Origin of the sequence: Microbacterium sp. NPDC057659 (genome assembly GCF_042799915.1) — a bacterium.
In the GTDB taxonomy this organism is placed as follows: domain Bacteria; phylum Actinomycetota; class Actinomycetes; order Actinomycetales; family Microbacteriaceae; genus Microbacterium.
In genome coordinates, this window is the sequence record NZ_JBHVHU010000001.1 from 1,326,773 (window position 1) to 1,349,250 (window position 22,478).

Annotated in this window: 19 protein-coding genes; 9 read left to right on the forward strand and 10 right to left on the reverse strand. The window is 69.9% G+C overall.

Annotated elements, in window-relative coordinates:
* Positions 1 to 26: 26 nt before the first annotated feature.
* The 4 genes from ACFVAE_RS06360 to ACFVAE_RS06375 form a co-directional block, all read right to left on the reverse strand.
* Complete coding sequence (locus tag ACFVAE_RS06360) at positions 27 to 386, reverse strand: DUF202 domain-containing protein (RefSeq protein WP_378889255.1); 360 nt, start codon at positions 384 to 386, stop codon at positions 27 to 29.
* Entirely contained in the window at positions 383 to 742 is a 360-nt protein-coding gene (locus ACFVAE_RS06365) for a YidH family protein (protein ID WP_378889257.1), read from the reverse strand. Before ACFVAE_RS06365 ends, ACFVAE_RS06360 begins: the two co-directional genes overlap by 4 nt.
* Before the next feature lie 98 nt (positions 743 to 840).
* Positions 841 to 1,779, reverse strand: coding sequence for an ABC transporter substrate-binding protein (locus ACFVAE_RS06370; RefSeq protein WP_378889259.1), 939 nt, complete (start codon positions 1,777 to 1,779; stop codon positions 841 to 843).
* 38 nt (positions 1,780 to 1,817) lie between these two features.
* Entirely contained in the window at positions 1,818 to 3,251 is a 1,434-nt protein-coding gene (locus ACFVAE_RS06375) for an MFS transporter (protein WP_378889261.1), read from the reverse strand.
* A 157-nt stretch (positions 3,252 to 3,408) separates the two neighbouring features.
* On the opposite strand from ACFVAE_RS06375, the gene ACFVAE_RS06380 reads away from it, so the two are divergent.
* Positions 3,409 to 4,092 (forward strand): FadR/GntR family transcriptional regulator, encoded by a 684-nt coding sequence (locus tag ACFVAE_RS06380; protein WP_378889264.1) that lies wholly within the window; start codon positions 3,409 to 3,411, stop codon positions 4,090 to 4,092.
* 65 nt (positions 4,093 to 4,157) lie between these two features.
* Here the strand turns inward: ACFVAE_RS06380 and ACFVAE_RS06385 are convergent, their stop codons facing one another.
* A complete protein-coding gene (locus ACFVAE_RS06385; protein ID WP_378889267.1) occupies positions 4,158 to 6,029 on the reverse strand; it encodes a phosphoenolpyruvate carboxykinase (GTP) in 1,872 nt (623 codons plus the stop codon).
* 109 nt (positions 6,030 to 6,138) lie between these two features.
* Here ACFVAE_RS06385 and ACFVAE_RS06390 point away from each other — a divergent pair, with 109 nt between their 5' ends.
* Positions 6,139 to 7,581: a helix-turn-helix domain-containing protein gene (locus ACFVAE_RS06390; RefSeq protein ID WP_378889269.1), complete on the forward strand. Its 1,443-nt coding sequence runs from the start codon at positions 6,139 to 6,141 to the stop codon at positions 7,579 to 7,581.
* A gap of 122 nt (positions 7,582 to 7,703) precedes the next feature.
* Here the strand turns inward: ACFVAE_RS06390 and ACFVAE_RS06395 are convergent, their stop codons facing one another.
* Entirely contained in the window at positions 7,704 to 8,750 is a 1,047-nt protein-coding gene (locus tag ACFVAE_RS06395) for a winged helix DNA-binding domain-containing protein (protein ID WP_378890521.1), read from the reverse strand.
* 62 nt (positions 8,751 to 8,812) lie between these two features.
* A complete protein-coding gene (locus tag ACFVAE_RS06400) occupies positions 8,813 to 10,261 on the reverse strand; it encodes a glyceraldehyde-3-phosphate dehydrogenase (RefSeq protein ID WP_378889271.1) in 1,449 nt (482 codons plus the stop codon).
* 185 nt (positions 10,262 to 10,446) lie between these two features.
* On the opposite strand from ACFVAE_RS06400, the gene ACFVAE_RS06405 reads away from it, so the two are divergent.
* From ACFVAE_RS06405 to ACFVAE_RS06420, 4 genes are all read left to right on the forward strand, one after another.
* Entirely contained in the window at positions 10,447 to 11,097 is a 651-nt protein-coding gene (locus ACFVAE_RS06405; RefSeq protein WP_378889289.1) for an HAD-IA family hydrolase, read from the forward strand.
* Between the two features lie 161 nt (positions 11,098 to 11,258).
* A complete protein-coding gene (locus tag ACFVAE_RS06410; RefSeq protein WP_378889292.1) occupies positions 11,259 to 12,767 on the forward strand; it encodes a class I adenylate-forming enzyme family protein in 1,509 nt (502 codons plus the stop codon).
* Positions 12,764 to 14,011, forward strand: coding sequence for a beta-ketoacyl-[acyl-carrier-protein] synthase family protein (locus tag ACFVAE_RS06415; protein WP_378889295.1), 1,248 nt, complete (start codon positions 12,764 to 12,766; stop codon positions 14,009 to 14,011). Before ACFVAE_RS06410 ends, ACFVAE_RS06415 begins: the two co-directional genes overlap by 4 nt.
* Positions 14,008 to 15,177: an acyl-CoA dehydrogenase family protein gene (locus ACFVAE_RS06420; RefSeq protein ID WP_378889297.1), complete on the forward strand. Its 1,170-nt coding sequence runs from the start codon at positions 14,008 to 14,010 to the stop codon at positions 15,175 to 15,177. Before ACFVAE_RS06415 ends, ACFVAE_RS06420 begins: the two co-directional genes overlap by 4 nt.
* Positions 15,178 to 15,537: 360 nt before the next feature.
* On the opposite strand, the gene ACFVAE_RS06425 is transcribed toward ACFVAE_RS06420, so the two are convergent.
* A complete protein-coding gene (locus ACFVAE_RS06425; RefSeq protein WP_378889300.1) occupies positions 15,538 to 15,972 on the reverse strand; it encodes an Lrp/AsnC family transcriptional regulator in 435 nt (144 codons plus the stop codon).
* Between the two features lie 152 nt (positions 15,973 to 16,124).
* Here ACFVAE_RS06425 and pdhA point away from each other — a divergent pair, with 152 nt between their 5' ends.
* The 3 genes from pdhA to ACFVAE_RS06440 are packed head-to-tail and all read left to right on the forward strand — an operon-like array spanning position 16,125 to position 19,731.
* Positions 16,125 to 17,225: a pyruvate dehydrogenase (acetyl-transferring) E1 component subunit alpha gene (gene pdhA / locus ACFVAE_RS06430; protein WP_378889302.1), complete on the forward strand. Its 1,101-nt coding sequence runs from the start codon at positions 16,125 to 16,127 to the stop codon at positions 17,223 to 17,225.
* The gene (locus ACFVAE_RS06435) at positions 17,222 to 18,244 is read left to right on the forward strand and encodes an alpha-ketoacid dehydrogenase subunit beta (RefSeq protein ID WP_378889305.1); all 1,023 of its coding nucleotides are present in this window, start codon (positions 17,222 to 17,224) and stop codon (positions 18,242 to 18,244) included. The genes pdhA and ACFVAE_RS06435 overlap by 4 nt, the downstream gene beginning before the upstream one ends.
* Positions 18,241 to 19,731: a dihydrolipoamide acetyltransferase family protein gene (locus ACFVAE_RS06440; RefSeq protein ID WP_378889307.1), complete on the forward strand. Its 1,491-nt coding sequence runs from the start codon at positions 18,241 to 18,243 to the stop codon at positions 19,729 to 19,731. Before ACFVAE_RS06435 ends, ACFVAE_RS06440 begins: the two co-directional genes overlap by 4 nt.
* A 7-nt stretch (positions 19,732 to 19,738) precedes the next feature.
* On the opposite strand, the gene ACFVAE_RS06445 is transcribed toward ACFVAE_RS06440, so the two are convergent.
* The gene (locus ACFVAE_RS06445) at positions 19,739 to 21,823 is read right to left on the reverse strand and encodes a RecQ family ATP-dependent DNA helicase (protein ID WP_378889310.1); all 2,085 of its coding nucleotides are present in this window, start codon (positions 21,821 to 21,823) and stop codon (positions 19,739 to 19,741) included.
* A gap of 50 nt (positions 21,824 to 21,873) precedes the next feature.
* Positions 21,874 to 22,383, reverse strand: coding sequence for a phosphoribosyltransferase (locus ACFVAE_RS06450; RefSeq protein WP_378889312.1), 510 nt, complete (start codon positions 22,381 to 22,383; stop codon positions 21,874 to 21,876).
* Positions 22,384 to 22,478 lie beyond the last annotated feature (95 nt).

Consider the following 22,478-nt stretch of genomic DNA (forward strand, 5'->3'; position numbering starts at 1 on the left):
CGCTCGCGGTGTGCGTCAGAGTCGAGTCACCAGGGGCGCCACAGCGCGACGAGGACCACCAGCGCAGCGATGCCGGCAACTCCCACCGACAGCGTGACCAGCGCGGGCAAGCGTCCGCTCACGATCAGCGAATCGTCCCGCACCAGACCGTTGTGGGCCCGGCGGTAGCGAAGAGTGCACAGCACCCAGGCGACCACGGAGAGCACGAGCCCGAAGACGCCGAGCAGCGTCGCCCAGACCCCGAGCCCGTCGGAGAGGTATTTGATCGCCGCGGCATTCCCCACCGCGAGCGACAGGCAGGTGCGCCGCCAGGCCAGCAGGGTGCGCTCGGCCTGGAGTCCGACGTCGAAGGGGCGGTCCGCCGCGCCTTCCGCGGCCCCGGTCACAGGAAGAGCCCTGCTCCGAGCAGCAGGATCGCGATGATCACCCCGGCTGCGATGATGACGCCGGTGGTGGGACCCGGCAGCGCCAGGTGCAGACGCATGGCCCGCTCGCTGCGCGCCCACGACAGCCAGGCGTGCGCGGTCGCCACGACGCCCAGCAGCACGAACAGGACCGCGGCGAGGAAGCGCGGCACCGGATGGATGTCGAGCTGCAGCGCTTCGATGGCGATGCCCACCGCGACCAGGGCGAGCGCCGTGCGAATCCAGGCGAGGAACGTGCGCTCATTCGCGAGCGAGAAACGAGGATCCGGCTCCTCCCCCACGCCATAGACCCGCCGTGGGAAACGTCGATCGCTCATACATCTCACCCTATGGCCGCCGGCCGGCGCATGCACTTCCCGCGCAACGCGAAGGGCGGGGCGACACCGTTCAGGCATCGCCCCGCCCCGTCTTCGACTCAGGCGCGCAGACCCGCGAGAGCTCCCGCGCTCGACGAGGCAAGTGCAGCTTCCCCAGGGGCTGTTGCGACGAGGGTCGCGTACGCGGGGACATCCGCGATCAGGTCGCACTCCTTCAGAATGCCCATCCACTCGGCGTATCCGTCCCGGCCCACGAGGACGTTCTCCCAGACACCCGTGCCGCGCAGGACGTTCACGGCACCGACGAGGACGTCGGTGTCGACCTTCGGCCACTCCCGGGCGAGCAGTCCGCGCACCTCTTCGGCGTCATGGTCGCGCAGCCAGTCCATCGCCCGCTGAATGGCCGCAGTGAAGCGCCAGTACGGGCTGTCCGAGTCGTCTCCGATCTGATCCCGGTGCGCGTAGTACACGCTGTTCGGCATCGCGCCGACCTGCCAGTGCCGATATACGACATGACCCCAGCCCTGCGCTTCGGCGATCTGCCCGTTGACGACGTCGGTGACGAGGTAGTCGCCGAGACCGCCCCGGAACAGCTCGGCGAAGGTGCCGCCGCCGAGATCCCGGAGGAAGCTGATCGACGAGACATCCACGCCGGCTGCCGCGATCACGCCGGCCGTGTGCATGTACGGCGCAGTGCCGCCGGCCCCCGGGGCGAGCACGAGCCGGCCGACGAGGTCGGAGAGCTGGAAGTCCGGGTCCGGGGTGCGTGCGACGAGCACCTTCGGGTTCGTCGCGTTCAGCTGGGCGAACGCGACGTACTCCCGCCCGCGCCCGTGGTACATCGCAGGAACCCACAGGCCGCCGAGCACGGCCTGAGCGCGACCGGAGGCATGGTGGTCGAGGACGTGCGTCCACTCATCAGGAGCCTCCCGCGAGAAGTCGAGGCCGACCTCCTCGAAGAATCCGAGGTCCTTCGCGACGTACTCGGGCAGATAGTTGGGCCAGTGCGAGGTCGCAGAGATGTGGAACTTTTCCATGGTGTTTTCCTTTCAGATGAAGAAGAGGGAGGTCGGCGTCAGTCCTCGTCGCTGACCTCTTCGAGATCCAGACCGAACGTCTCAGGCGCGAAGCGCACGACGATCGCCGAGATCACGTACATGGCGGCGATCATCGTGAACAGGGCGGTCACGCCGCCGATCTCGTAGACGATCGCCCCGATCAGGGGCACGAGCGCGCCGGCGATGTTGCCCTGCATAGCGATGACCGCTGTGCCGAACGCGCGAATCCTGGTGGGGAACAGTTCAGGGGACCAGCAGAAGATCGTGCTGTTCTGCAGCAGCACACAGAACTGGAAAATGCCGCCGAACAGCAGGACCAGAGCCGGAGTGGTGCCCAAGTAGACGAAGGCGAGTGCAGCCGCACAGGCCGCGATGGCTCCATAGGTCATCACGATCCGACGACGGAACCGCTGCGCTGTCCACGCCGCGAACACCGCTCCGAGGAAGGAGCCGATGTTCATGATCATCGTGAACACGAGGCTGTTGGTGATGCTCATGCCCTGGCCGACCAGGATCACGGGCATCAGCACGAGCACCGTGCTCTGCGCACCGAAGGACATCCATGAGGCGACGCCGATCGCGGCGGTGCGCTTGAGCAGCTCGCCTCGGAACACCTCCGTGAGTCGGGGACGCTCGGGCTTGACGATCGAGCCGTCGGCGCCCGCCGGCACATACTCGGTGATGACAGGGTGGCGATTGCCCAGCCGGGCGGAGGCCAGGATCGATAGCGTGCGGTTCGCGCCGTCGCGGTCCCCCTGGCTGAGCAGGAAGCGGGGCGTCTCGGGCAGATATCGACGGTAGACCATGACCATCGCCGCCGGGAGCACGAGAAGGCCGAACATCCAGCGCCAGCTGCTCTCCGGGCCTCCGAAGAAGTTCGTCATCGGGCCGAGGATCAATGCGGCGAAGCCGAACGAGAGCATGTTGCCCAGTCCGCCGGCGCCGATGTTCACGGATGCCACCACCGATCCGCGGTACTTCGTCGCGACGAGTTCGCTCAGGATGGTGATCGCTGCGGCGATCTCGCCGCCGAGTCCGATTCCGACGATGATCCGTCCGATGAGAAGAACGGCATACCCCGGAGCGAGCGCGCAGATCAGGGCGCCCAAGCAGTAGACCGCCAAGTTGACGCTGAGTGCGAACTTGCGACCCTTGAAGTCGCCGAGGATGCCCGTGACGAACTTGCCTGCGATCATGGACAGGATCGTCGCCGTCTGCAGCAGAGCGACCTCGGGGGTCGTGATGTTCCAGAGCTCCTGGAGCATCGGCCCGACGGCCCCCATCGCGTTCTCCTCCATGACGTCGAAGAACGCACCGAAGAGCACCATCGCGAGGATGAACTTGTGCGCCCGATTGAACCCGATCTTGTCGAGGGCGGCCGACACCGCTGCCTGCCCTCGCGCGATCGGTGACGGCTTTCCCACTTCTACGGCCGGTGTCGACTCTGACATCTCGGCTCCTCTCTCAGGAGTTGCTTGCACGATGCGTCGTGCGGCGGGACTTCCTCGGTGAAGTCCTTCGGACCGCCCGCCGGATGCTCTGCAGCGGCGATAGACTGGCGACGGACAGTCATAATGTTGTCACATGTATGACAAGTAGGGAAGGCCCATGAAACGAGTTGAGCGTGTCTCGATGGTCGAGAGTGTCGTCACAGCCCTCGAGAACGAGATAAAGACGGGCCACTGGCCACTCGGAACGCAGATCCCGTCCGAGAACCAGCTCGTCGAACAACTCGGCGTGTCGCGCACTCCGGTGCGGGAGGCGATCCGGTCACTCGTGCAGCTCGGACTCCTCAAGAGTCGGCAGGGGTTGGGCACGTTCGTGGTCGCCACCGACGTCAATCAGGTCGCGATGAACCGCAGGCTGGAGGACGCGGACCAGGACGACGTGATGCACGTACGTGAGGGGCTGGACATCACCGCAGCACGGCTCGCCGCTGCCACGGGCGCCGAGGCGCATCTCCCCCGGCTCGAGGAAGCGCTCGCCCGCCGCCTGGCCTGCTTCCGCGCGGACGACGCCGCCGGCTTCATCGAGGCGGACCTCGACTTCCATGTGGGCGTCGCCGAGGCGAGTGGCAACCCCGTCCTGCACGACCTCTACCGCTCGCTGGCCGACTTCGAATCCCAGGGCCTTCACCCGGCATTCGCGTTCGGCGACTTCTCCGAGGGGGACCGCGATCTGCACGCGGAACTGCTCAGCGCGATCCGCGCGAAAGACGTCGAGTCGGCGACCACGACGGCGCTTGCGCTGCTCGACCACACCAGGAACCATCCGGCGTTCCACAACGTCTGACGCCGACAGCACACCCCCAGGGGCTGCCCCGCTCAGGGGCGGGACGTCCCGCCCCTGAGCGTCCCTCAGCTCGCGGACGCGAGCCGGTAGCGCAACGCCTCGAGCTCGCTGCGCAGAGCCGCGGGCAGCCTGTCGCCGAAGATCGAGTAGAACTCCTCGGTCTTGTCGGCCTCCTCCAGCCACGCGGCGGTGTCGACGGCGAACAGTTCGTCGAGGTCGGCCTGCGGGATGTCGAGGCCGTCCAGGTTGAGGTCTCCGATGATCGGCAGGCGGCCGATCGGGCTGTCGACGGCGGCGACCTTGCCCTCGATGCGACGGATGATCCAGTCGATCACTCGCGAGTTGTCGCCGAAGCCCGGCCACAGGAAGCGGCCGTCCTCGCCGCGGCGGAACCAGTTGACCTGGAAGATGCGCGGGGCACGGTCGAAGCGCAGCGTGCGGCCGACCTTCAGCCAGTGCCCGAAGTAGTCGCCCATGTTGTAGCCGCAGAACGGAAGCATGGCGAACGGGTCGCGGCGCAGTTCGCCGACGGTGCCCTCGGCGGCCGCCGTGCGCTCGGACGAGATCGTGGAGCCGAGGAAGACGCCGTGCGTCCAGTCCGTGGCCTCGACGACCAGCGGCACATTGCTGGCGCGGCGTCCGCCGAACAGGATGACGTCGAGCGGCACGCCCTCCGGGTCCTCCCAGTCATCGGAGATCTGCGGGCACTGCGCCGCCGAGACCGTGAAGCGCGAGTTGGGGTGGGCGGCGGGGCGACCGGAGTCCGGCGTCCACGGGTTGCCCTCCCAGTCGATCAGCTCGGCCGGCGGGGTGTCGGTGAGCCCCTCCCACCAGACGTCGCCGTCGGGCCGCAGTGCGACGTTCGTGAAGATCGTGTTGCCCCACAGCGTCTCGACCGCGGTCACATTGGTCGACTCGCCGGTGCCAGGGGCCACGCCGAAGAAGCCCGCTTCCGGGTTCATCGCGTGCATGCGGCCGTCCTCACCGGGACGGATCCAGACGATGTCGTCGCCGAGGGTCTCGACCTTCCAGCCTGGGATGGTCGGACGCAGCATGGCGAGGTTCGTCTTGCCGCAGGCCGAGGGGAACGCGGCCGCCACGTGGTGGGCGCGCCCCTCGGGCGAGATGACCCTGATGAGCAGCATGTGCTCGGCCAGCCACCCCTCGTCGCGGGCGATCACGGAGGCGATGCGCAGCGCGAAGCACTTCTTCGCGAGGATCGCGTTGCCGCCGTATCCCGAGCCGTAGGAGTAGACCTCGAGCGTGTCCGGGAAGTGCACGATGTACTTCTCGTCGTTGCACGGCCATGCGACGTCCGCCTGCCCCGGCTCGAGCGGGGCGCCGACCGAGTGCACGGTGCGCACCCACGGTGCGCCCTCCGCGATCTGCCGGGTGACCGCATCGCCGACGCGGGTCATGATGCCGATGGATGCCACGGCGTAGGCGCTGTCGGTGACCTGGACGCCGATGTGGGACAGCTTGCCGCCGACGGGGCCCATCGAGAACGGGACGACGTACATGGTGCGTCCGCGCATCGACCCCTGGAAGATGCGATCCATGGTGGCGTGCATCTCCACCGGGTCGGCCCAGTTGTTGGTGGGGCCCGCATCCTCTTCCTTCTCGGAGGCGATGAAGGTGCGCGCCTCGGTGCGCGCGACGTCGCTGGGGTGCGAGCGGGCCAGGTACGAACCGGGCCGCCACTCGGGGTTGAGCTTGATGATCTTGCCCTCGTCGACGAGCTCGCGCATGATCGCGTCGTTCTCGGCAGCCGAGCCGTCGATCCAGTGCACACGGGCGGGCTGGGTCAGTGCGGCGATGCCGTCGACCCATGCGCGCAGCTCCGCCATGGCGGGAGTGTCGTACGCAGGTGCCGCGCCGTAGCTCCGTGCGGGGGCGACAGCTGAGAGGTGAGGGGTGAACGTCTCGGCGATAGCCATGTCTGCTCCTTCGAAGCGGTGTGCTGTACATCCATCTTCTTCTCGAAACACGGTGACTTTCCGAAGATTCAGCGAGAAAGAACCACAAATCTTTCGCTATGATCAAGTCATGGCGAGCACCGGACTGGAACTGACCACCCTCGGGCACCGCATCCGTCACCACCGGGTGGCACGCGGTCTCACCCTCGACGAGCTGGGGGCCAAGGTCGGCATCGCCGGCTCGCAGCTGAGCCTGATCGAGAACGGCAAGCGCGAGCCCAAGCTGTCGCTGCTGCAGGCGATCGCCGAGGCGTGCGGCACCGAGGTGTCGGACCTCATCTCCGGCGAGCCGCCGAACCGCCGGGCCGCGCTCGAGATCGAGCTGGACAGGGCGCAGCGCTCCCCCGTATTCCGTCAGCTCGGCATCGCGCCGGTACGCGTGACGAAGGGCATGAGCGACGAGACCATCGAGTCGGTGCTCGGACTGCACAACGAGCTGCAGCGCCGGGAGCGCGAGGCGATCGCCACCCCGGAGGAGGCGCGCCGGGCCAACACCGAGCTGCGGCTGCGCATGCGGGCGCAGAACAACTACCGCGGCGACATCGAGAAGCTCGCCGAGAAGCAGCTCAAGGCTGCCGGGCACACCTCGGGCGCGCTGACGCACCGCACGGTGAGCATCATGGCCGAGAAACTCGGCTTCGAGCTGATCTACGCGAACGATCTGCCCCACTCGACCCGGTCGCTGACCGATCTCGAGAACGGGCGCATCTACCTTCCGCCGGCATCCATTCCCGGCGGCCACGGCCTGCGGTCGATGGCGCTGCAGGCGATGGCGCATCGCCTGCTCGGGCACACACCGCCCACCGACTACGCCGACTTCCTGCAGCAGCGGCTGGAGATCAACTACTTCGCGGCGTGCTGCCTGATCCCCGAGACCGCCGGTGTGGCGTTCCTGCAGCAGGCGAAGAAGGATCGCAACCTCGCGGTCGAGGACTTCCGCGACGCGTTCGGCGTCACGCACGAGGCGGCGGCGCTGCGCATGACCAACCTCATGACCGAGCACCTCGGCATGCGCCTGCACATGCTGCGCGTCGACTCGTCCGGGGCGATCACCCGCGTCTACGAGAACGATGACCTGCCGCTGCCCATGGACGTCACCGGCTCTGTCGAAGGACAGCCGGTGTGCCGCAAGTTCCAGGCGCGCGCGGCGTTCGGTCAGCAGAACCGCACCACCGAGCAGCACCAGTACACCGACACCCCGGCGGGCACGTTCTGGTGCGCGACCCAGACCGGCACATCGAGCGAGGGCGAGTTCTCGGTGACCATCGGCGTGCCGTTCGACGACGCGCGCTGGTGGCGCGGACGCGAGACCTCGACGCGGGCGCAGTCGACCTGCCCCGACGAGGCCTGCTGCCGCCGTCCCGACGCCGACCAGGTCAGCCGCTGGAGCGGCCGGGCCTGGCCGAGCGCCCGCGTGCACACGCACATGTTCTCGCCGCTCCCCCGCGGTGCGTTCCCCGGCGTCGACGACACCGAGGTGTACGACTTCCTCGAGCGTCACGCCGCCGGCTGACGCGGACTCGTGGCGATCCCTCATCGCTCGCTCCGTCACCCGGAACAGGAGCACACGCGAGAACAGGACACCTCCCGGACATCCGTCCTGCTCTCGCCGAATCTCCTTTTCTCGGTAACGCGTCAGGCGGCGCGGAACGCCGCGAAGCGGGTGAGGGCGGATGCCGCGGCGTCCGCCACTTCGTCCGACGGCGGGGCGAAGAACTGCGGTTCGGGCGCAGGGCCTGCGGCGCCGGCGTGCGACCACGTGCCGACGATCCGGCCGTCCGCGACGATCGTGGGGCGCACCATGCCGTTCTTGCCGGGGCCGACCGTCATCGCGTGCTCCGGCGAGCACACCGGCGTTCGATCGGCGTAGGAGATGTAGTACTCGTCGAACGCCGGCAGGGCGTGCACGGCTGCCGCCCCGGCGGCCCGACGGGGTGACTCGGCCGACACGAACACCCCTTCTTCGACCTCTGCCACTCGATTCCGGCCGCGCTCGACCGCCTCGCGCGCCTGGCCGAGCGTGAGCCCCGCCCACCAGGCGAGATCCGCAGCGCCGGCCGGACCATGACCGACGACGTACCGCACGAACAGCTCGGCGAGCGGGTCGTCAGGTTGCGTGGCCTCCCTGATCCATTCCTCCGCGAGCATGAACAGCTGGTCCTTGCCCACGACCGGCCCCTGGCACAGCACCCCGTTGATCGTCAGCACGAACAGCAGGTGGATGCCGCGCTGATCCTTCGGATCGATGCCGACCGACTCGAACGCCTCGAACGCCTGCGCCCTGGTCATGCCGCCGTCGATGCGCTCCCGGATGGCGCGCTCCGCTGCGCCGACGATCTCGCTGTCGATGCCCAGCTGGCGGTGCCGGCTCGCCGCCTGCTGGTGCTGCCGTGGCGCGGTGACCGAGAGCATCCACCCGAGGTCGCGGGCGGGCACGGTGTGCAGCGTGCCGCGCATCGGCCAGGCACGCACGATCTCGCCGCGACTGAACGCGGCATCCACCTGCGACAGCGTGACGGAGCCGCGGGTGCGAGCGCCCAGCGCCCAGCGGCCCGCGACGAAATCCTGGCTCTGCACCGCGAGCAGGTGCGACGCGGCATCCGCCACGGTGCGTGCCGGGGCCGTGAGCCGATGCGAGCGCAGCCGTTCCGCGAGCAGGCGTCTGGTGTTCACCCCGCCCATCATGCCGGATGCCCCGGACACGACTCCGGTCGCACCGGATGCGACCGGGGTCGAAGGGCCCGTCAGGCCTGCAGGGTCACCTCGCGGCGCGTCGGGATGACGACCGGGTGCGAGCCGGCCATCGTTTCGAGCACGCGGATGACCTGGCAGGAGTAGCCGTACTCGTTGTCGTACCAGACGTACAGCACGACGTCGTTGCCGGTGGCGATGGTCGCCAGGCCGTCGACGATGCCGGCGCGATGCGAGCCGACGAAGTCGGTCGAGACCACCTCGGGGCTCTCCACGTAGTCGATCTGCTGACGCAGCTTGGAGTGCAGCGATGCGCGGCGCAGGTAGTCGTTGAGCTGCTCGCGGTCGGCCGGATTCTCCAGCGTGAGGTGCAGCACGGCGAGCGACACGTCGGGGGTGGGCACGCGGATCGCCGAGCCGGTGAGCTTGCCGGCGAGCTCGGGCAGCGCCCGGGCGACGGCCTTGGCCGCACCGGTCTCGGTGATGACCATGTTCAGCACCGCGCTGCGGCCGCGACGGTCGCCCTTGTGGAAGTTGTCGGTGAGGTTCTGGTCGTTCGTGAACGAGTGCACGGTCTCGACGTGGCCGCGCACGATGCCATAGGCCTCGTCCATCGCCTTCAGCACCGGCGTGATGGCGTTGGTCGTGCAGGATGCCGCGGACAGGATGCGATCGCCGTCCTCGATCGTGTCGTCGTTGATGCCGTGCACAATGTTCTTCAGCTCGCCCTTGCCGGGAGCGGTGAGCAGCACGCGGGCGACGCCCTTCGCCTGCAGGTGCTGCGAGAGGCCGTCGGCGTCGCGCCAGCGGCCGGTGTTGTCGACGACGATCGCGTCGTGGATGCCGTAGGCGGTGTAGTCGACTGACGTGGGGTCGTCGGAGTAGATCACCTGGATGCGGGTGCCGTTGGCGATGATCTGCGAGTTCGCCTCGTCGACCTCGACGGAGCCCTCGAACCGACCGTGCACCGAGTCGTGCAGCAGCAGCGAGGCACGCTTGACGATGTCGTTCTCGGAGCCGCGGCGCACGACGATCGCGCGCAGGCGGAGTCCGCTGCCGCCGCTGGTGTGCGCGATGAGGATGCGTGCGAGCAGGCGTCCGATGCGGCCGAAGCCGTACAGCACGACGTCTGTGGGTTCCGCGGCCTCCGCGCCGAGCGCAGGCGCGAGCACTTCGCGGAGGTAGTCGTCCAGGTCGCGCTCGTCGGCGGCATGTCCCTCGACGAGACGGGCGACGTCGATCGACGACGCACCCGGGTTCAGACGGCGGAGACCCTCGAGCACGGCGAGGGTGTCCTCGACGCGCAGCTGCGCATGACCGAGCTGCGCGACCCGCTCGTGCACCTCGAGCAGACCCTTGGTCGACAGGCCGAGCAGCCGGTGTCCGTGCAGCGACGTCACCACGTCGCGCTCACGACGGAGCGATCCGATGAGCGGGATCATCCGCTCGGCCAGTTCTTCTCGCGAGGCCCATTCGTCATGGCGGGCGGCGAAATCGTTCATCTGCGTCCTTGCATGCGTGCGCGCCGGAGGGTGGGACGGCGGCGGGGTGGATCGGGACGGATCCGTCCCGTGATTCCAGCGTACGTGGCGGTATACCGAAGACCCTGAGGATTCGGTTCTCAAGATCAGCGGATGCGCACGAGATGTTAAGAAACCCGATTCGGATGCCCCGTTAGGGTGTGTACATGACCGAGTCTTTCCGCATCCGTGCCGTGCTTCTCGACATGGACGGGACGCTGGTCGACTCGACCGCAGCGGTCGAGCGCACCTGGATGGCATGGGCGGAGCCGCACGGTCTCGACCCCGCGCGCGTGCTCGAGGTCGTGCACGGCCGGCAGGGCTACGAGAGCATGGCGATCCTGCTGCCCGACCGCCCGCACGAGCAGAACATCGCCGAGAACGCGATCATGCTCCAGAACGAGGCCGACGACGTGACCGGCGTCGTCGCTGTGGCCGGAGCCGAGCAGCTGCTGCACGACCTGCGCCCGCTCCCGCACGCGATCGTGACCTCGGCCGATGTCCGGCTGATGCAGGCGCGGATGAACGAGGCGCGGCTGCAGATCCCCGCCCTGCACATCACTGCGGAGGACGTCACGTCATCGAAGCCGCATCCCGAGGGCTTCCTGCTCGGGGCGTCCCGGCTCGGCGTCGACCCCGCCGACTGCCTGGTGTTCGAGGATTCCGAAGCCGGCATCGCCGCCGCGCGGGCGGCCGGGATGCGTGTCGTCGGCGTGGGCGCGGCGTCCGCCGCACACGCCCCCGACCTGGTGGTCGCCGACCTCACCGGCATCCGGATCGAGGCGGATGCCGACGGTCTGACCCTCACGATCGGCTGAGCCGCGTCGGAGACCACAGCCGAAAACACACGGCACCGGCGCGCCCCACCCGGACGGACCACCGACACGCCGCACGCGCGGCATCCCGTCCGTGATTCCCGACATCGGCCCGCGGTTCGGCGACGGTCATAGACTGGGACGGGGCTAGCCAGGAGGACAACGTGCCGATCACGCGGACCGTGCTCGCGGTGGCCTCGAGCCACCCGGATCGGACCGCGATCGCCGGATCCGACGAGTGTCTGACATACGGTGAGCTGGTCGAACAGTCCCGGCGCACGGTCACCGTCGTCGACGCGCTGCACCGCGAACGCCCGGTGTCTCCGGCGCCGGAGACCGGCGGCATCCCGATCACGGCGGTGAGCATCGCGTCGGCTTTCCACGCCGCGCGCATCGTCGCCGGGCTGGCCGGATATCGGGCGGTGTCGGCGACCATCGATCCGCTCTGGCCGCTCGCGCACCGGGTGCGCGTGATCGTGCGCTCCGGCATCGGCGTCGTGATCAGCGACTCCGCCGAGCTCGCGGAGGCGCTCGCGACGGAGGACTGGCAGGGAACCGTGATCGGCCTCGAGGATTTCCTCGCCCTCGAGGCAGCGGCAGCGCCCGCTGATCCGCCGACCGTCCGCGACGGCGACGAGGCGTTCCTGCTGCTGTTCTCGTCCGGTACGACCAGCGATCCGAAGGCGTTCCTGAAGACGCGAGCCCAGTACCGGGCGAACTACGCGATCTCGAGCGCGCACCTCGAGCCCCTGCCCGGTGTCGCGACGCTCGCGCCAGGCCCGCTGTCGTACAGCCTCACCCTGTACGCGCTTATCGAATGCCTGGCATCCGGCGGCGGCGCGCACCTCGCAGACTCGTTCGAGCCTGCGGCGATCGCCCGGCGCGTGCGCGCCGAGCGCATCACGCGCGTGGTCGCCGTTCCTGCGATCGTGCAGACCCTGACGGATGCCGCGCGGCGCGACCCCGCCGCCTTCGCCGGACTGGAACTCGTGGTGACCGGGGGCGCGAATCTGCCCATCTCGATCCGCGCCGGCCTGGCCGACGTGCTGCCCGGAGTGCGGCTGATCAGTTACTACGGCGCCGCGGAGATCGGCTTCATCGGCGACAGTCGAGGAGGCGACGGCACCCTCATCGACGTGTACGCCGGCATCGGCGTCTCCGTGCGCGACGAGGCCGGGGCCGAGGTTCCGGACGGCGAGCTCGGCACCCTGTGGGTGCGGACGGAGGCGTGCTCCGACGGATACCTCGCGGGGACGGCCCCAGATGACCTGCGCGGCCCGGACGGCTGGGCCACTGTGCACGATCAGGCGCGTGTGGTGGGCGGGCGGCTCGCGCTGCTCGGCCGTGCCGGCGACATCGCCGTGACCGGCGGGCACAAGGTCTCGCTCCCCGAGGTCGAGCGCGCCTTCGACGGGATGCCAGGGCTCGGCGCGGTGTGCGCGGTGGCGCTGCCGCATCCTCGGTTGGGAGCTGTGGTGGCGCTCGTGATCGAGGGGGATGCTGCCGACAAGGGCGCGCTGCGCGCCTGGGCGCACGGGCGACTCGCACCGCAGTTCGTCCCCCGCCGCTGGTACGTCGTCCCCGCACTCCCTCGCACCGCGGGCGGCAAGGTCCGCCGCGGCGCCACCGCGGAGATCATCGTCGCGGCCGACTCGACGGCAGTGCGGCTGTGACTCGCCGCGTCGTCATCACCGGGCTCGGGACGATCACCCCGAGCGGGCTCGACGTCCCCGCGCTCTGGGACTCCGTCGTGCACGGGCGCAGCGCCATCACCGCACTGCACGGCGCAGAGTTCGACGCCCTCCCGGTGCGCATCGGCGGTCAGGTGCGCGGCTTCGACGCAGCATCCGTCCTCGAACCGGCACTCGCGCGTCGACTGAGCCCGGTGCAGCACTGGGCGATCGCCGCCGCCGACCAGGCGATGGCTCAGGCCGGGGCGGCCGCACTCCCCTGGGACGCGCCCCGTTTCGGCGTCCTCGCCGCGACGGGGTCCGGTCCGATCGACGCGATGCAGCAGGCTACTCGCGCACTCGACGCGAAGGGTCCGCGCGGCGTCCCGCTCACCCTCGTCGTCTACGGCGCTCCGGATGCCGCGGCCGCGCTGCTCAGCCAGCGCTACGGTGCGCAGGGCCCGGCGCACGGCGTCACCGCGACCTGCGCGAGCAGTGCGATCGGCCTCGGGGATGCGCTGCGGCGCATCCGCCACGGCTATGCCGACGCGGTACTCGTCGTGGGGATGGAGGACTGCCTGAACCCGGTCAACCTCGCGTCGAACGCGAACCTGCGTGCGCTCGCGAGCGGCTATGAGGACGACCCGGCGAGCGCGAGCCGACCCTTCGACCGCGGCCGCCGCGGTTTCGTGATGGCCCAGGGCGCCGCCGCGCTGCTTCTCGAGGCCGCCGACATCGCCGATGCCCGCGGCGCGACACCGCTGGCCGAGCTCGCCGGTTTCGGCGAGTCCAGTGACGCGCACCACCCGACCGCTCCCGAACCGCACGGCCGCGGTGCCGCTCTTGCGATCACGACGGCCATGGCGGATGCCGGAATCGCCGCGACAGAGGTCGACCATGTCAACACCCACGGCACCGGCACCCCCGCCGGCGACGCCGCGGAGCTCTCCGCGCTGCGCGCCGCCCTCGGCGATCGTCTCCCCGACATCCCGATCACGGCGACGAAGTCGACGACGGGGCATCTGCTCGGAGCATCCGGAGCGGTCGAGGCGGTGGTCGCCGCGCAGAGCCTGCTCACCGGCGTCCTGCCTCCAACCATCAACCTCGACGAGCCGGAGTTCGGCGACGTCGACATCGTGACGGAGGCCCGACGGCATCCGGTTCGGACCGTGCTGTCGAACTCCTTCGGGTTCGGCGGCCACAACGGCGCGCTCGTGCTGCGGCGCGCGGAAGGGATCACCCCATGACGGACAACTCCCCTGCCCGGCACGCCGCGCTGGCAGAGCAGTACCTTCCCGATGCGCTGCTGGAGCGCTTCCGCGAGCGCGCCGCGGTCTACGACCGCGAGAACCGGTTCTTCGATGAGGATCTCGCCGATCTGAAGGATGCCGGATACCTGCGACTCTTCGTGCCGGAGGACCTCGGCGGCGCCGGACTGAACCTCAACGAGGTGTCGAAGCTGCAGCAGCGTCTCGCGACCGCCGCTCCCGCGACCGCCCTGGCGATCAACATGCACCTGATGTGCACCGGCGTCGTGCACGCGATGCGTGAGCGCGGCGACCACTCGCTCGACTGGGTGCTCGAGGAGGCCGCGGCCGGGGAGATCTTCGCGTTCGGCATCAGCGAGCCGTCGAACGACTGGGTGCTGCAGGGCTCGAAATCCACCGCAGTCCCGCAGGACGACGGCGGCTACCTGATCTCGGGCGTGAAGATCTTCACCTCGTTGTCGCCGGTGTGGACGCGGCTGATCGTGCACGGCACGGATGCCTCGGACGAGACCCAGCTGGTCTACGGCTTCCTGGAACGCGATGCCGCCGGCATCACGGTCTCGGACGACTGGGACGTCATGGGCATGCGCGCCTCGCAGAGCCGCGCCACGATCCTGAAGGACGTGCGGATGCGGCCGGAGCGCGTCGCCCGCCGCATCCCCGCCGGCCGGGTTCCCGACCTGCTGACGTTCGCGATCACGAGCAACTTCCAGCTGCTGATCGGGTCGATCTACGCCGGTGTCGCGCAGCGCGCGCTGCAGCTCGCCGTCGCCGGGCTGAAGGCACGGAAGTCGGCGAAGGCCGGCACCACCTACGCGGAGGTGCCGGAGTCCCGCATCCGGCTGGCCGACGCACACATGGAGTACCTGGCCGTGCCCGCGCAGCTGGAGGCGTACTGCCGCGACTTCGACGATCTGGCCGACCACGGCGCCGGCTGGCCGCTGCGACTGGTGAGCGCCCGCCTGAATGCATCGACCTCCGCCCGCCGCACGGCCGAGGTCGCCCTCATGTGCACCAGCGGCTCCGGCTTCGGCAATGCCCACGAGGCGAGCAGACTCTTCCGCGACGCCACCGCCGGCCTCTTCCACCCGCCGAGCGCCGACGCCGCCCGCCCCATGTACGCCGCCGCCCTCCTCGACGACTGAGATCCGCGCCCGCCACTCCGTCACGGATGCAGGCACGATCGAACACCTGCAGGCGGTCACGCCACCCCAACCACGCGCATCCGTTCGCCCTGCCTGCATCCGTCACTCGACCGAGCCGTCTCCGCACCGCAGGCCGCCCGCCCAAGTCGACCCGGCAGGTGTGCCGGCATCCCTCGATGGGATGCCGGCACACCCATGCCACCCCAAAAGACGTGACCCGCTCCTCTCCACCTGCGCGGGACGGGGTGTTCCCGGAGCGAGCATCGGGGAGGGACCCGCGAAGCGGGAGGGGCACCCGCTCTGCGAGCGCAGGGAACGCCCCGTCCCGCGCCCACACGAGAACCTGTGCGGGAAACGCGCCTACCCGCCCCAGTCCTCGAAGATCAGCGACGTCCGTGACGACCGCACCTGCGGGATCGCCTGGATCTCCTCGAGCACGATCCTCCGCAGATCCCGATTGTCCCGCGCCCGCACCAGCAGCAGCACGTCGAAGTCGCCGCCCATGAGCGCCATGTGCTCGACCTCGACGATGCCTCGAAGCCGGTCGCGCACCTCCTGCCAACTGGCCTGCTCGATCGCGACCATCACGTAGGCGGAGGCGTGGTGGCCGAGCAGCATCGGGTCGGTGCGCACCGTGTATCCCGTGATGACGCCGGAGTCCGTCATCCGCTTGATGCGCGCGTGCGCGCCGGCGCGGGAGATGTGCACGGCGTCGGCGATGGCCGTCATCGACGCCCGCGCGTCCTGCTTCAGCATCCGCAGGATCGCGTGGTCGGTCTCGTCGAGCTCAACCATGAGCGCCTCCGAATCGTCGAGTTGTGGTGACAGTTTGTCATCCGATCGCGCCCGTGAGAAGCATCCGTCCACGAAACAGCCCTGCAGTCTGGATGATCGCTCGGGCAACGCGCATGCTGGCGGGAGGACACGTTCGGCAAGGAGGCGGAGCGATGACAGACATGCTCCCCCGGGAATCCCCGGTTCAGCTCATCGATGAGACGGGTGCGGCCCATGCCGACGAGCAGTATCGGATGCCGGCATCCGACACGCTTCGCGAGGCGTACCGGATGCTCGTCGAAGGCAGGCGCCTGAACGAGCAGTGCACCGCGCTCGTGAAGCAGGGCCGTCTCGCGGTCTATCCGTCCTCGCACGGCCAGGAGGCCTGCCAGGTCGCGGCGTCAATGGTGCTCGGCGACGGCGACTGGCTGTTCCCCACCTATCGCGACACCGTCGCGGTGGTCGGCCGCGGCGTGCGCCCGTCCGATGCGATGGTCATGCTGCGCGGCGACTGGCACGCCGGCTACGACCCCGCGGTCTACGGCGTCGCCCCGCAGGCGACTCCCCTGGCGACCCAGCTGCTGCACGCAATCGGCTTCGCGCAGGCCGCCAAGATGCGCGGGGAGGACACCGTCGTGCTCGCGCTCTGCGGCGACGGCGCCACCAGCGAGGGCGACTTCCACGAGGCGATGAACTTCGCCGCCGTGTTCCACGTGCCCGTGGTGTTCCTCGTGCAGAACAACGGCTTCGCGATCTCGGTGCCGCTGGCGCGGCAGACCGCAGCACCCTCGCTCGCGCACAAGGCGATCGGCTACGGGATGCCCGGGCAGCGGGTGGACGGCAACGACGTCGCCGCTGTGCTCTCGGTGCTCACCGACGCGATCGACCGCGCCCGCGCGGGCGGCGGCCCCTCGCTCGTCGAGGCGCACACCTACCGGATGCAGCCGCACACGAACGCCGACGACGACACCCGCTACCGGGAGCGTGAAGAGGTGCAGCAGTGGCTCGAGCGCGACCCGCTGATCCGCATGAAAGCCCACCTGCGGACATCCGGAGCACTCGACGACGCTGTCGAGCAGACGATCCGTGAGGGCGCCGAGCGCATGGCATCCGAACTGCGCGATGCGATGAACGCCGATCCCGAGATCGACCCGGAGGACATGTTCCGTTGGGTGACCGCGCAGCGGTCGCCGCAGCTCGAGGAGCAGTGGGAACTGCTGCGCAGCGAGATCGAGCGGGAGCAGATGGCCACGAGCGAAGGAGGCGCACGATGACGATCGCCGACGTGCGGACGACGGATGCTGCATCCGCCGCGACGCAGACCATGACGATGGCCGGCGCGCTGAACCGCGCACTCGCCGACGCCCTGGAGGACAGCCGCGAGGTGCTGCTGTTCGGCGAGGACGTCGGGAAGCTCGGCGGGGTGTTCCGCATCACCGACGGGCTCGCCGCGCGGTTCGGCGAGGACCGCTGCTTCGACACCCCTCTCGCCGAGTCCGGCATCGTCGGCACCGCCGTCGGCATGGCCATGAACGGTATGCGCCCCGTCGTCGAGATGCAGTTCGATGCCTTCGCGTACCCCGCGTTCGAACAGGTCGTGAGTCATGTCGCCAAGCTCGGCAACCGCACCCGCGGCGCGATGCGTCTGCCGATGGTGATCCGCATCCCGTTCGGCGGCGGCATCGGCGGAGTGGAGCATCACTGCGACTCCTCCGAGGCCTACTACGCCCACACTCCGGGGCTCACGGTCGTCACGCCGTCGACCCCGCAGGATGCGTACTCGCTGCTGCGCGCGGCGATCGACTCCCCCGACCCGGTGATCTTCCTCGAGCCGAAGAAGCTGTACTGGACGAAGGGCGAGGTCGACGCCTCGCGTCGCACCGAACTGGGCACCGCGCGCATCGTGCGCGACGGCACCGACCTCACGCTGCTCGCGTACGGAACCGCCGTTCCGATCGCGCTGGAGGCCGCGGACGCCGCGGCCGAGGAGGGCCGCAGCGTGCAGGTCGTCGACGTGCGCTCGCTGTCGCCGTTCGACGACGCCACCGTGACCGCGGCGGTGCGCTCGACCGGCCGCGCCGTCGTGATCGCCGAGGCGCCCGGCTACGTGTCGGTGGCATCCGAGATCCAGGCGCGCGTCTCGGAACGGTGCTTCGAGCACCTCGAGGCCCCGGTGCGGAAGGTCACCGGGTTCGACGTGCCGTTCGCGCCGCCGAAGTTCGAGCACTGGTATCTGCCCGACGTCGACCGTGTGCTCGATGCGATCGACAGCCTGCGCTGGGAGGACGAATGAGCGTCACCACCGCCCGGATCTTCCGGCTGCCCGATCTCGGCGAGGGCCTCACCGAGGCCGGCCTTGTGCAGTGGCTGGTCGCCGTCGGCGACACCGTCACCGTCGACCAGCCGATCGCCGAGGTCGAGACCGCGAAGAGCGTGGTGGAGCTGCCGACGCCGTTCGGGGGTGTGGTCACCGCGCTGCACGGAGCAGAGGGCGACACGATCGCCGTCGGCTCCCCGGTGCTGGAGGTCGCGGATGCCGGAAATGCTGCGCCCTCGGATCCAGCACCATCGGGTCCTGAGCGAGCGGATGCTGCGCCCTCGGGTCCTGAGCGACCGGATGCTGCGCCCTCGGGTCCTGAGCGAGCGGAGCGAGACGAAGGGCGCACCGACGCCGCTCTCCTCGAGTCCCACCGACAGGAGGAGCAGGCGGGTTCGGGCAACGTCCTGATCGGCTATGGCACTCCCGAGCGCGCCGGCGCTGGTCGCCGCCGTCGTCCCCGGGCGGAACCCACAGACCGAACGCATGCCACACGGCGCGCCCCCTCCGGACACGCCGATGCCGCACCTGATCGTCCGTCTGACCCATCACGCCCCGCTCCGGTCGCCGTCCGCAACCCGATCGTCCGCCGCCTGGCCCGTGACCTCGGACTCGACGTGCGCACGATCACCGCGACGGGCGTCGACGGCGCGGTCACCCGTGTCGACGTGCTGCGCGCCGCCGTGGACAAGGCCGTGGATCACGCGGAGGCTGTGCACGCGGCATCCGCCGGCTCAGCGGCATCCGCCACCGGCGATCCGTCGGGTCTGGCGATCCGCTCGCAGGAGCCGCTGTCGCCGCTGCGCCGAGCGGCGAGCACGACGCTGAGCCGCAGCCGGGCCGAGATCCCCGAGGCGACCGTCTGGCTCGACGTGGACGCGACCGAGCTCTGGAACGCCCGGAAGGCGATGGCTCCGGAGGGCGGCCGCGCGCCGTCCATGACGGCGCTGGTGGCCCGGTTCACCCTGCTCGCGCTGGAGGATTTCCCGGTCCTGGCATCCCGCCTCTCCCCAGATGGCACCGAGCTCACCGTGTTCGACGGCGTCAGCCTGGGCATCGCGGCGGACACGCCGCGCGGCCTGGTCGTCCCTGTGATCCCGCGCGCGCACGCGATGGATCTCGATGCGCTCGACGCCGCAGTGCGGGATGCCGCGGACGCGGCCCGCTCCGGCACGCTCGAGCCGTCGCGGATGCGCGGATCGACCTTCACCCTGAACAACTACGGCAGCCTCGGCGTGGACGGCTCGGCGGCGATCATCAACCCGCCGAACGTCGCGATCTTCGGCATCGGCCGCATGATCGAGCGTCCTTGGGTCGTGGACGGGCAGATCGTGCCGCGGCGGATCGCACAGCTCTCGCTGGTGTTCGACCATCGGGTCTGCGACGGCGGCTACGCCTCGGGTTTCCTGCGCCGGGTGACCGAGCTGATCGAGCATCCGCTCCGGGCGTTCGGGAGGCTGTGACGGAGTCTCACCCGCGCAGCGCGAGGGCGAACGGCAGCACAGCTGTGGCCCCGGCCTGACGCAGGGTACGGGCGGCGACGGTCAGCGTCCATCGGCTGTCGGCGAGGTCGTCGACGAGCAGGACGGGCCCGGCAGGCACCGCCAGCCCGTCGGCGGTGAACCGGTCCCAGACACCCGCGAGCCGGAAGGCGCTGTTCCCGCCGGGCGCACCGCTCGGGCCGCCGTTCGCGAAGCCGAGTTCGCCCAGGTACGGCAGGCGGCCGATCTCTGCGATGCCGCGTGCGAGAGAACCCGTGAGCTGTGGCTTGGAGCGTGAGGGCATCCCGACCACGGCGACCGGGCGCTCGTCCCAGCCCCAGCCCGCGAGCACCCGCACGCAGGCCTGCAGCACCTGCGGCGACACCTGCCCGTCCGGTGCTCCGGCGGCGAACAGCTCACGCAGCGTCCCGCCCCAGCCGAGGTCGGTCAGTCGCGCAAGAGCCCGGCCCTCGGCGGCCTGCTCCTCGGCTCCGATCCGGCCGCGCACCGGCACGTCGAGCCGGTCGGCTCCGGTCGGCCACTGCCGCCGGGGCTCGATCGGCACACCCACGCGGTCGAGCGACTCGGCCGCGCTCGTCGAGGCATCCGCCGCGACCGCGGTGGGAAACCACACACCGGCACAGTTGTCGCACCGTCCGCACGGTGCCGCGGTGGCGTCGTCCAGCGAGCGCTGCAGGAACTCCATCCGGCATCCACCGGTCTGCTGGTACTCGATCATGTGCTGCTGCTCGGCGCGGCGCTCGGCGGCGATGCGCTCGTAGCGCTCGGCGTCGTAGGTCCACGGCTCACCGGTCGCGACCCAGCCGCCCTGCACACGCCTGACCGCGCCGTCGACGTCGAGCACCTTGAGCAGCAGCTCGAGCGGTGTCCGGCGGATGTCGACCCGTGCCTCCAGCGCCGGAGTCGAGATCGGCTCGTCGCCGAGCGCCGCGATCACGCGCTCGGCGCGCTCTCGGTCCGGCATCGACGCGGTCGCGAAGTAGTGCCAGATGTCGCGGTCCTCCGCGCCGGGGAGCAGCAGCACGTCGGCGCTCTCGCTGGCGCGACCGGCTCGGCCGACCTGCTGGTAGTAGGCCACCGGCGACGACGGCGCACCGAGGTGCAGCACGAATCCCAGGTCGGGCTTGTCGAAGCCCATACCGAGCGCGCTGGTGGCGATGAGCGCCTTCACCTCGTTGCGCTTCAGCAGGCCCTCGGACTCCTCGCGCTCCTCGGCATCGGTCTGGCCGGTGTACGCGCGCACGTCGTGGCCGTGCTCGCGCAGCAGTCGCGCGGTGTCGACTGCGGCCGCGACCGTCAGCGTGTAGATGATGCCGGATCCCGGCAGGTCGTCGAGATGGCTGAGCAGCCACGCCAGCCTGCTCGCCGCATTGGGCAGCTGCAGCACGCCGAGCCGAAGCGAGGCGCGCGCGAGCGGGCCACGGATGGTCAGTACGTCGGCACCGCCGAGCTGCTCCGCGACATCCGCGACGACGCGACTGTTCGCGGTCGCGGTCGTGGCCAGCACCGGAACGTCGGCCGGCATCTGCGCGATGAGGTCGCGCAGCCGCCGGTAGTCGGGACGGAAGTCGTGGCCCCAGTCGCTGATGCAGTGCGCCTCGTCGACCACGAGCATGCCGATCCGCTGCACGAGCGTCGGCAGTCGCTGCTCGCGGAACGCAGGGTTGTTCAGCCGCTCCGGCGAGACCAGCAGCACGTCGACCTCGTCGCGGTCGAGCCGGGCCAGCACGTCGTCCCACTCGTGCGCGTTCGTGGAGTTGATCGCGACCGCGCGAACGCCGGCGCGCTCGGCCGCACCGATCTGATCGCGCATCAGCGCGAGCAGCGGCGACACCAGCACCGTCGGCCCCGCACCCTGACGCCGCAGCAGCAGTGTCGCCACGAAGTACACGGCCGACTTGCCCCATCCGGTGCGCTGCACGACGAGCGCACGACGGCGCTCGGCGACCAGCGCCTCGATCGCCTCGTACTGCCCGTCGTGGAAGTCGGCGTCGGGGCGCCCGACGAGATCACGCAGGGCGGCGAGGGCGGCTTCACGGGTGGGAGAGCTCATCCCTCCACCCTGCCGCACGGCGCCGACATGCGTGACGCGCCGTCCACATGTCAGGCGGTCGGCGGCAGCCCGAGGTCCTCTTCGCGGACGGTGCCCTTGAACGACCACGGGAAGTCGATCCAGAGATCGGTGTCCTTCCAGGCGTAGTCGGGCTGGATGATGGTGGTCGGCTTCGTGTAGATGGTCACCGAGCGCACGTCGGCGCCCTTGTCCTGCAGCAGCTGCACGGCCAGGGCGAGCGTGCGGCCCGAGTCGGCCACATCGTCGACGAGCAGCACGCGCCGCCCGTTCAGGTAGTCCATGTCGAGCTCGGGCGGCAGCACCTCAGGAGCATCCAGCACCGTGCCGATGCCGGTGTAGAACTCCATGTTGATCGCGCCGCAGTTCTTCGCACCGAGACCGTACGCGATCGCGCCGGCCGGCAGCAGCCCGCCACGGGCGATCGCCACGACGACCTCCGTCTCGAAGCCGCTCTCCAGGATGCGGCGGGCGAGATCCCGCGTCGCTTCACCGAATCCGTCCCAGGTGAGCGTCTCGCGCTCGATCACTGCATCCGTCATGGACCCATTGTGGTGCATTTAGAATCGGAAGGTCCGGCTTCCGCAGCCGGTGCCCGAAAAAGGGGCACGAAGCCCACGGCGAGACACATACGGAA

Coding starts and splice junctions, on each gene's coding strand:
- ACFVAE_RS06380 (WP_378889264.1), top strand. CDS start 3,409: ATGAAACGAGTTGAGCGTGTCTCGATGGTCGAGAGTGTCGTCACAGCC.
- ACFVAE_RS06435 (WP_378889305.1), top strand. CDS start 17,222: ATGACGATCGCCGACGTGCGGACGACGGATGCTGCATCCGCCGCGACG.
- ACFVAE_RS06425 (WP_378889300.1), bottom strand. CDS start 15,972: ATGGTTGAGCTCGACGAGACCGACCACGCGATCCTGCGGATGCTGAAG.
- ACFVAE_RS06385 (WP_378889267.1), bottom strand. CDS start 6,029: ATGGCTATCGCCGAGACGTTCACCCCTCACCTCTCAGCTGTCGCCCCC.
- ACFVAE_RS06400 (WP_378889271.1), bottom strand. CDS start 10,261: ATGAACGATTTCGCCGCCCGCCATGACGAATGGGCCTCGCGAGAAGAA.
- ACFVAE_RS06365 (WP_378889257.1), bottom strand. CDS start 742: ATGAGCGATCGACGTTTCCCACGGCGGGTCTATGGCGTGGGGGAGGAG.
- ACFVAE_RS06375 (WP_378889261.1), bottom strand. CDS start 3,251: ATGTCAGAGTCGACACCGGCCGTAGAAGTGGGAAAGCCGTCACCGATC.
- ACFVAE_RS06370 (WP_378889259.1), bottom strand. CDS start 1,779: ATGGAAAAGTTCCACATCTCTGCGACCTCGCACTGGCCCAACTATCTG.
- ACFVAE_RS06450 (WP_378889312.1), bottom strand. CDS start 22,383: ATGACGGATGCAGTGATCGAGCGCGAGACGCTCACCTGGGACGGATTC.
- ACFVAE_RS06395 (WP_378890521.1), bottom strand. CDS start 8,750: ATGGGCGGGGTGAACACCAGACGCCTGCTCGCGGAACGGCTGCGCTCG.
- ACFVAE_RS06405 (WP_378889289.1), top strand. CDS start 10,447: ATGACCGAGTCTTTCCGCATCCGTGCCGTGCTTCTCGACATGGACGGG.
- ACFVAE_RS06440 (WP_378889307.1), top strand. CDS start 18,241: ATGAGCGTCACCACCGCCCGGATCTTCCGGCTGCCCGATCTCGGCGAG.
- pdhA (WP_378889302.1), top strand. CDS start 16,125: ATGACAGACATGCTCCCCCGGGAATCCCCGGTTCAGCTCATCGATGAG.
- ACFVAE_RS06420 (WP_378889297.1), top strand. CDS start 14,008: ATGACGGACAACTCCCCTGCCCGGCACGCCGCGCTGGCAGAGCAGTAC.
- ACFVAE_RS06445 (WP_378889310.1), bottom strand. CDS start 21,823: ATGAGCTCTCCCACCCGTGAAGCCGCCCTCGCCGCCCTGCGTGATCTC.
- ACFVAE_RS06390 (WP_378889269.1), top strand. CDS start 6,139: ATGGCGAGCACCGGACTGGAACTGACCACCCTCGGGCACCGCATCCGT.